The sequence below is a fragment of the candidate division KSB1 bacterium genome (genome assembly GCA_022562085.1).
GTDB lineage: Bacteria > Zhuqueibacterota > Zhuqueibacteria > Oceanimicrobiales > Oceanimicrobiaceae > Oceanimicrobium.
The window spans coordinates 1-8,642 of record JADFPY010000183.1 but is presented as its reverse complement, the minus strand read 5'-3'; the positions used below and the strand labels follow the sequence as shown (position 1 = coordinate 8,642).

8 protein-coding genes are annotated in these 8,642 nt (G+C 43.8%); all 8 read left to right on the top strand.

Translation table 11 applies throughout. The annotated features are described in order from the left end of the window. The first annotated feature begins 92 nt into the window (after positions 1-92). Positions 93-482, top strand: a complete 390-nt coding sequence (locus tag IH879_14505; GenBank protein ID MCH7676146.1) for a BlaI/MecI/CopY family transcriptional regulator — start codon at positions 93-95, stop codon at positions 480-482. Positions 483-786: 304 nt separating this feature from the next. Then, complete coding sequence (locus IH879_14500; GenBank protein ID MCH7676145.1) at positions 787-1,806, top strand: NDP-sugar synthase; 1,020 nt, start codon at positions 787-789, stop codon at positions 1,804-1,806. Between the two features lie 149 nt (positions 1,807-1,955). Next, the gene (locus IH879_14495; protein ID MCH7676144.1) at positions 1,956-3,443 is read left to right on the top strand and encodes an aldehyde dehydrogenase family protein; all 1,488 of its coding nucleotides are present in this window, start codon (positions 1,956-1,958) and stop codon (positions 3,441-3,443) included. 132 nt (positions 3,444-3,575) lie between these two features. Continuing rightward, a complete protein-coding gene (locus IH879_14490; GenBank protein ID MCH7676143.1) occupies positions 3,576-4,907 on the top strand; it encodes an L-lysine 6-transaminase in 1,332 nt (443 codons plus the stop codon). Positions 4,908-4,913: 6 nt separating this feature from the next. Continuing rightward, positions 4,914-5,624: a 16S rRNA (cytidine(1402)-2'-O)-methyltransferase gene (gene rsmI / locus IH879_14485; protein MCH7676142.1), complete on the top strand. Its 711-nt coding sequence runs from the start codon at positions 4,914-4,916 to the stop codon at positions 5,622-5,624. A 41-nt stretch (positions 5,625-5,665) separates the two neighbouring features. Then, entirely contained in the window at positions 5,666-6,304 is a 639-nt protein-coding gene (locus IH879_14480; protein ID MCH7676141.1) for a CDP-alcohol phosphatidyltransferase family protein, read from the top strand. A gap of 71 nt (positions 6,305-6,375) precedes the next feature. Next, on the top strand, positions 6,376-7,680 hold the full coding sequence (locus IH879_14475) for an inositol-3-phosphate synthase (protein ID MCH7676140.1): 1,305 nt from the start codon (positions 6,376-6,378) through the stop codon (positions 7,678-7,680). Positions 7,681-7,746: 66 nt separating this feature from the next. Then, on the top strand, positions 7,747-8,642 hold an 896-nt coding region (locus IH879_14470), incomplete at its 3' end, for a hypothetical protein (GenBank protein ID MCH7676139.1).

The window sequence follows — 8,642 nt, the reverse complement described above, 5'->3', positions numbered from 1 at the left end:
TCCCGTTAAATCAGACAATCAAATGGTTAGTTGACATTTTCAAATCACCTAAAAAAAGTTTTACCGATGGGGAACTTGCGATCCCATCAAATATGGAAATTGAAGTTTTGAAAGTTCTCTGGGTTGAATCAGCCGCGACGTCAAGCGAAATCTATGCGCAATTAGATTCCACTATTCGAATCACGTCACAGGACTTACAAAAAATACTCGAACAAATGGCCGACCGCGGTTTGCTCGACAGAAAAAAGATTTCCCCCTCGCATGAATTCACATTTTTCGGCATCGCGAAAATCGAGCTCAGTTCGAAAAATCGCAAGAACAAATTGTATCTCTATTGGCCCCTTCTCAGGAAAGGAAAGCTCATCACCTATCTCGATGCAAAACGCTATTTAGCACTATCATCCAGCGAAACCACGAGTACCAATGGACGACCGACACTCGCAAAAAGACTGGAAGAAAAACTGTATCGATTGCTTGAATAAAATCCTCACTAACTAAGCGCCGCCAGGTTGAGGTGAGGAATTTGATATCCATTTTCCGTTGAATGTGAGTCAGGGATAGTCATTTGGCTTCGCCGTCATTGAGTCATTTCACCTTTGTCGTCATTTGCTCCGGCCTCAGTATTTTGTCATTTGCTTCACGTCATTATAGATCAAGCTTAATGACCACTAATGACTAATGACAGCGTAGCATAATGACTGTGGATTTGAGTTACTTAGTGTAGTGAAAAATCAAAACATCAAGTTTTTCCACAGCTTTTGCGGTTCTCCGCGTTAGGAATGCATATTGAAAGCTCTCATTTTAGCCGGGGGTTTAGGAACTCGCTTGCGCCCATTGACTCGCAGCTTACCCAAACCGATGGTTCCAATCGTTAACCGCCCGCTTGTTGAGCACACGGTTCTTCACCTGAAAAAGCACAATATCACCGAAATTATTTTCCTTCTTTATTATCTGCCTGACATCATTAAAAATCATTTTAAAGACGGCTCTCAGTTTGGCGCTAAAATCAGCTACATCACCGCTGAAGATGACTACGCCACTGCAGGTGCAGTGAAATTGGCTTCCGAGTTGGTTAACGACACTTTTCTGGTCGTTTCCGGAGACGTAATCGCCGATTTAAATATTTCTGATTTTGTGCAATCCCATCGCGAAAAAAAAGCGCTTGCCTCGGTCGGGTTAACCAGCGTTGACAATCCCAGCCCATTTGGTATCGCGGTCACTGATCAGAAAGACAAGATTATAAAATTTTTAGAAAAGCCCGCGGCCGGTCAAATCTTTAGTCACCATGTAAATATGGGTATTTATTTATTGGAACCTGAAATTTTCGACTGGATTCCTGAAAAGCAGGAGTATTTTTTCGCGAAGGATCTTTTCCCCGGGTTAGTTGCAAAGCAGGAAGGAATTTATGGTTTTGCTGATAATTGTTACTGGTTAGACATAGGCAATTTTGCAGCATATCAGCAGGCACACAGGGATTTTTTCGAGAATAGGGTTAATTTAAATATAAAAGAAGAATTGCAGGACGGTATTTGGCAAGGAAAAAATTGTGAGATAGATCGTGAGGTTGAGATTGAGGGGACCGTGGTGCTTGGAGATAATTGCAGAATTGAAGATCATGTGTTTCTTAGGGACTCTGTTATCGGTGGTAACTGTCGAATAGGACAGAATTGCTCCTTAAAGAATTCAGTTGTTTGGAATAATGTTAGAATTGGGGAAAATTGCAAATTAAGATATAGTGTGGTTAAAAGCGGCTTAAAAATTGCTTCTGAAAAACGTATGAAAGAAAATAGTTTTATCTTTGACTGATTCAGCCTAAGTACATTAAAATATGAAACTTAGTTGCTTTAATGTATCGAAATTTGGTACTTGACTTTTAAGCCATTTTTTGCTATTTTTTTAAGTTTTATTTTTGATACCAATGGATATCCAATTTCGAATGTAAACGAGGTTCACGAATGAGCAAGAAGTACCAAAATCATATTAACGGTGAGTGGGTGGATGCCCGAAGCGGAGAAATTTTTGAAAATCGCAATCCCGCCAACTGGAATGAAGTGGTCGGCACTTTTCCTAACTCCGCTAAATCTGATGTCGAAGCGGCAGTTAAATCTGCGCGCGAGGCATTTGATAAATGGCGGCTGACACCGGCTCCCGAGCGTGGGGACATTCTTCGCAGAGTCGGTGACATCATGGCCAGGCGCAAAGAGGAAATCGCCAAGAACATGACTCGCGAGATGGGCAAAGTCCTCGACGAAACCCGGGGCGACGTGCAAGAGGGAATCGATACTGCTTATTACGCAGCTACCGAAGGCCGCCGCATGTTCGGGCACACGGTTCCTTCGGAATTACCCAACAAATTCAATATGTCAATTCGGCTGCCGGTGGGCGTTGCAGGCATCATTACACCGTGGAATTTCCCCATGGCCATCCCGACCTGGAAGATTTTCCCGGCTTTGGTTTGTGGAAATTGCGTGGTGTTTAAACCGGCGAGTGATACTCCGTTGACTGCGGCTACGTTTGTTGAGATTTTATTGGAAGCAGGCGTGCCACCTAAAGTACTGAATTTGGTGCACGGCGGTGGAAAAGGGGTTGGTACACCGTTAGTGAGTCACCCTGATGTAAACTTAATTTCTTTCACAGGCTCGACAGGGGTCGGCAAATCCATTTCCAAATCGGCTAGTGACACGTTAAAGCGAGTTTCTCTGGAATTGGGCGGAAAAAATGCGCAAATCGTCATGGATGATGGCGATTTGGATTTGGCTTTAGAAGGCGTACTTTGGGGAGCGTTTGGAACCACTGGTCAGCGCTGTACCGCAACGAGCCGTCTCATTTTGCACGAAAAAATTCATGACCAATTTATGGAAATGCTGATTTCGGCGGCACAAAAATTAAAATTAGGCGATGGGCTTAAACCGGAGTCTCAAGTCGGTCCCCTGATTAACGAAGATCAGCGAAAAACCGTTCAGGAATATGTTGAAATTGGCGAGTCAGAGGGAGCGAAGTTGGTGGCCGGGGGAAATGTTTACTCAGAGGGCGACTGCGCCAACGGCTGGTTCCATGAGCCGACTATTTTCTCGGAAGTGACCCCGGAAATGCGAATCGCCAAGGAGGAAATATTCGGCCCGGTGCTGTCGGTTTTGCGAGTAAACTCATTTGAAGAAGCGATCAAAGTCATGAACAACTCGACCTACGGATTGTCTTCTTCCATTTACACCCATGATGTCAATCGAGGCTTTCAGGCTATGCGGGACATCGAAGCTGGCATTACTTACATCAACGGTCCGACCATCGGCGCTGAAGCGCATATGCCGTTTGGCGGTGTCAAGGAGACCGGCAACGGCCATCGCGAAGGCGGTTGGGAAGTATATGAGTTTTACACGGAAACCAAGACTATTTTCGTAGATTATTCCGGCAAGTTGCAGCGCGCCCAGATCGATAATTATTAGCTGTCAGCCTTCAGCGTTTAGTTTTTTAGCTGATAGCTGAGAGCTGACGGCTGAGAGCTGATGCAATCTTAGGAGAAAACACCTGTGTTAAAACTTACACCAGAAGACGTCTTTCCAACATTGAATGAACATATGTTAGTTGACGGCTATAGCGAAATAGTCGTTGATTTGCAGAAGAGCGAAGGCAATTACATTTACGATTCGCTGAGCGGCCGCAAGTATTTGGATATGTTCAGTTACTTTGCCACGGCTCCTATCGGGCACAATCATCCGGCCATGCACGACCTGGAATTTAAAGAAAAAATCCTCAGCGTTGCTATAATGAAGCCGTCAAACTCAGATTTTTACAGCACTGAAATGGCTGAGTTCGTGCAGACATTTTCAAAGTACGCTATTCCTGAACAGCTGCCTTACTTGTTCTTAGTCAGCGGCGGCGCTTTGGCTGTAGAGAATGCTTTGAAAGCTGCCTTTGATTGGAAAGTCCGTAGGAATTTTCAGAAGGGCATCAAAGAGGAGAAAGGCTCGCAGGTTATTCATTTTAAAGAGGCTTTCCACGGCAGAAGCGGCTATACTTTGTCGCTTACAAATACCGACAAGAGAAAAACAAAATACTTTCCGAAATTTAATTGGCCGAGGATTACCAATCCGAAGATTTTATTTCCATTTAATGAAGTTAATTTAGATAAAGTTGTCGCCCTTGAAAATCAGGCCATTGACGAAATTAAAGCCGCCATTCATGAATGCGGTGATGATATCGCTGCAATGATTATCGAGCCCATTCAGGGAGAGGGCGGCGATAATCATTTTAGGAAGGAGTTTTTTCAGAAGTTGCGCACCGTTGCTGACGAAAGCGATATTTTACTGATTTTTGATGAAGTCCAAACCGGAATTGGACTAACCGGCAAAATGTGGTGTTATGAGCATTTTGGCGTCAACCCGGATATGTTGGTGTTTGGCAAAAAAACGCAGGTTTGCGGTTTTTTGTGCAGCAAAAGAATTGATGAAGTTGATGATAACGTCTTTCACGAATCGGGTCGTTTGAATTCGACCTGGGGTGGCAATCTTGTGGACATGGTCCGGTTTCGGAAGTACCTTGAAATTATTGTGACGGACAAACTCATTGAAAATACCTGCAATGTCGGTGAATATTTCTTAACCGAATTGCTGCAGCTTGAGGATGAGTTTGATACTATCGTAAGCCGTGTGCGCGGTCGAGGGTTTATGATTGCTTTTGATTTGCCAAACAGCGAAATTCGTAACCAGTTTTTAAGTAAGACTTATGAGAATGGTTTGATCGCACTGCCAAGCGGTGAGCGTTCAATTCGCTTCCGGCCGTCGTTGAATTTGCCCGGCGAACTGGTGGATGAAACTTTGAGGATTCTGAGGGAAAGTTTGGCTGATGTCCTGAATATGAACGGAGCTTCTTTTGCAAGAGTTAAAGATGAAGCAAAAGCTGAGCTTTGACACTTGATGCCGGACACAGGGAATAATTTATCGCCGGGTACTTTATTTATTGTCAGCACGCCAATCGGCAATTTAAAAGATATTACTCTCAGGGCAATTGAAGTGCTGGAAAAAGTGGATTTGATTGCCGCCGAAGATACCCGGCACACACGGATTCTTTTAGAGCATTATAAGGTTAAAACACCAACCACCAGCTATTTTGATTTTAATAAAGAAAAAAAAATTCCTGCTTTAATCAGGAAACTCCAGGACGGTGAAAAAATTGCCTTGGTTTCTGACGCTGGAACCCCCGGCATTTCCGACCCGGCCTTCCGATTGGTGCGCGAGTGTTTAAACAATGATTTGGCAGTTGAAACGATTCCCGGGGCAACGGCGTTTGTCCCGGCCTTAATTTTGTCCGGACTACCGACTGACCGTTTTGTATTTGAGGGGTTTTTGCCGGTAAAAAAAGGACGTAAAACCCGATTGGAAAATCTAAAAGAAGAAACACGAACCATAGTTTTATATGAATCCGTTCACCGGATTTCGCGGACACTCTCTGATTTACTGAGTTGTTGGGGAGATCGGAAAGCGGCTATTGCCAGAGAAATTACCAAAAAATTTGAAGAAGTACATCGGGGGTCCTTACGCGAGTTCAATGAAAATCTTTCGCAAATCAAATTGAAAGGCGAGTTTGTACTGGTTATCGAAGGAAAGATAAATAGGAGGAAAAACTAAAATTGGCTACGTTTAATATTTTTAAGTGGAGAATCAATGTTCTGCCCGATGGTATTAAGAATTGGTACTTGAAGCTTATAAACCCGGTCGTTGAATTCTTTGTTAGATTAAAGCTGAACCCCAATTTTTTTACAACCATTGGATTCATTGTAACCATCGGGGCCGCAGTTCTATTTGCTTTGGGCCATCTGGCTACTGCCGGCTGGATCATCCTGCTTGCCGGAACATTTGACATCATCGACGGTAAGGTGGCGCGGGCAACCAAACGAGTCACTAAATTTGGCGCGCTTTATGATTCCACTTTAGATCGCTACTCGGAAGTTATCATGTTTTTTGGTATGGCCTTTTATTTTGTCAAACTGGATATGTTCATAACTTCCATCGCGGTTTCATTTGCTTTGGGTGGTTCGGTTATGGTAAGTTACGTTCGCGCCAGAGCCGAGGCGCTGGGACTTCAATGCAAAGTTGGCATCATGCAGAGGCCTGAACGAGTTGTTTACATTGGGTTTGGCGCCATTCTTTCAATCTTTCATATCGGCACCCTGATTTTTGCAATTCTTCTAATTGCCGTATTTGCTAACATCACGGCAATGCAAAGGGTTTATCATATTTGGGTGGCAGAGAATGGAAAAAAAGGCCGGGAGCTTAGTCAGGCTGAATTAGATACAATAGCAGACTGAAAAAAAATCAAAAAAATGATACGATAAAATTAAAATATTTATTTGGGAGTGGCATTTTGGAGAAAAAAGAAATTAAAATAGAAGAGCCTAAAGGAAAATTAGGCGTTCTGTTGCCGGGCTTGGGAGCCGTAAGTACTACTTTCATAGCCGGCGTTGAAGCGATTCGCAAAGGTATTTCGAAACCTATTGGGTCGGTTACTCAGATGGGAGCGATTCGTTTGGGTAAACGAACAGATAACCGTGTTCCAAAGATTAAAGATTTTGTTCCTCTTACAGATTTAGATAACCTGGTTTTTGGCGGCTGGGACATTTTTGAAGATAATTGCTATCAGGCAGCTACCAACGCAGGGGTTTTAGATAGGTATTTATTGGAACAAATAAAACCCGAATTGGAGGCCGTAAAACCCTGGAAAGCCGTTTTCGATCAGAAATATGTAAAAAAGCTTGAAGGTAAGCACGTTAAATCTGCGCCGACTAAGTGGGAATTGGCTGAACAAGTTCGCGAGGATATGCAAAATTTTAAGCGTGAGAATGATTTACAAAGAATGGCCATGGTTTGGTGTGGCAGCACTGAAGTTTATTTAGAGCCAGGCAATCCGATTTATCAGGATTTGGCATCCTTTGAAAAAGCCATGAAAGAAAATCATCCCGCAATTGCGCCGAGTATGATTTATGCGTATGCCGCAATTGCGGAAGGTGTTCCCTATGCAAACGGAGCTCCCAATTTGTCGACGGATTTTCCTGCAATGATCGAATTCGCTATTAGCAAAGGCGTTCCCATTTGCGGTAAAGATTTCAAAACCGGCCAGACCCTCATGAAAACGATTTTAGCCCCCGGGTTCAAGGCGCGTTGTCTCGGTTTAGCAGGATGGTTTTCAACAAATATTTTGGGCAATCGCGATGGCGAAGTGTTGGATGATCCCGAATCCTTCAAAAGTAAAGAAGTCAGCAAACTCGGCGTTCTAGAGCATATCCTGCAACCTGAGGTTTACCCTGATTTGTACGGCGATATGTATCATAAAGTCCGAATCAATTATTATCCGCCGCGAGGAGATAACAAAGAGGGGTGGGATAACATCGATATTTTCGGGTGGTTGGGATACCCGATGCAGATCAAAATCGATTTCCTCTGCCGCGACAGTATTTTAGCGGCTCCAATTGTGCTTGATCTCGTTCTTTTTCTGGACTTAGCCGGCCGGACCGGAATGAGAGGAATTCAGGAATGGTTATCCTTTTATTTCAAAAGTCCGATGTCCGCGGAGGGTCTTTATCCAGAACATGACCTTTTTATCCAACTCATGAAGTTAAAAAACACCCTTCGGCACTTGAAAGGCGAAGAGCTTATTACGCACCTCGGTTTGGAATATTATGACTGACAGGCTTCCAAAGGCAGTCAATACTTCTTGTAAACTTACTAGTGATTTAGGTATCGGGATAGCGATTTGGCTGAAAAGTCTCCCTTAAAAAGCATTCTGAAGACCTCCCTGCCGGCCGTAATAGACCTTTCCTCTTCAACCTTTATGTTGACATTTGAGGCGATTCTAATCGGGAAAATCAGTGCAGCCGCTTTCGGAGGTCATGGAATGGCCATTCAAATTATCGTTGTTATCTTAACGGTTCTTTTAACGTTTATCGTGGGTAGCTCGATCATTATCAATCGTTATTTAGGCGCAGATAACAAATGGGAAGCGAACCACATTTTGGGCCAGGCTTTGATGCTTGGCATTATGATGGCAGTGCTGATTTCATTAGTATGGTTTTTCGGCGCACCGGCGATATTCAAACTGATTAAAGAACCCGGTTCCGGAGCGAGGGAAGCAGGAATCATTTATTTAAGAACGATTGCTTTGTTTGGTCCTTTGGTTTTGACAAATTTTGTAGCTCTCGGTATCATCCGCGGCACTGGGGAAACTCGTTTTGCCATGTTCATTAATCTATCAGTTGTACTCCTCAATGCTCTACTTGCCCCAATTCTGATTTTCGGTTTGTTAGGTTTCCCCCGGTTGGAAGTTCGCGGTGCTGCATTGGCGATGGGGATAGCCCACTCATTTGGATTTTTCGTCACGCTCTATTTACTGCGCAGCCGGAAATCTGTTCTCTTTCTTTCATTTAAAGAGTTGACCACGCCGAACTACAAAACTTTTAAAAGATTGTTTAAAGCAGGTGTTCCGACAACTGTAGAGCAATTGGTTTGGGCGCTTGGCCAATTGGTGGTCTCAATGTACGCGGCCGGTCTCGGAATTACGGTTTTGGCTGCTCATCAGATCTTTCTTCGAATTCAGGCGATTTTGTCTATGTTTTACTTAGGGTTTAGTTTGGGAGCCATGACCTTAGTGGG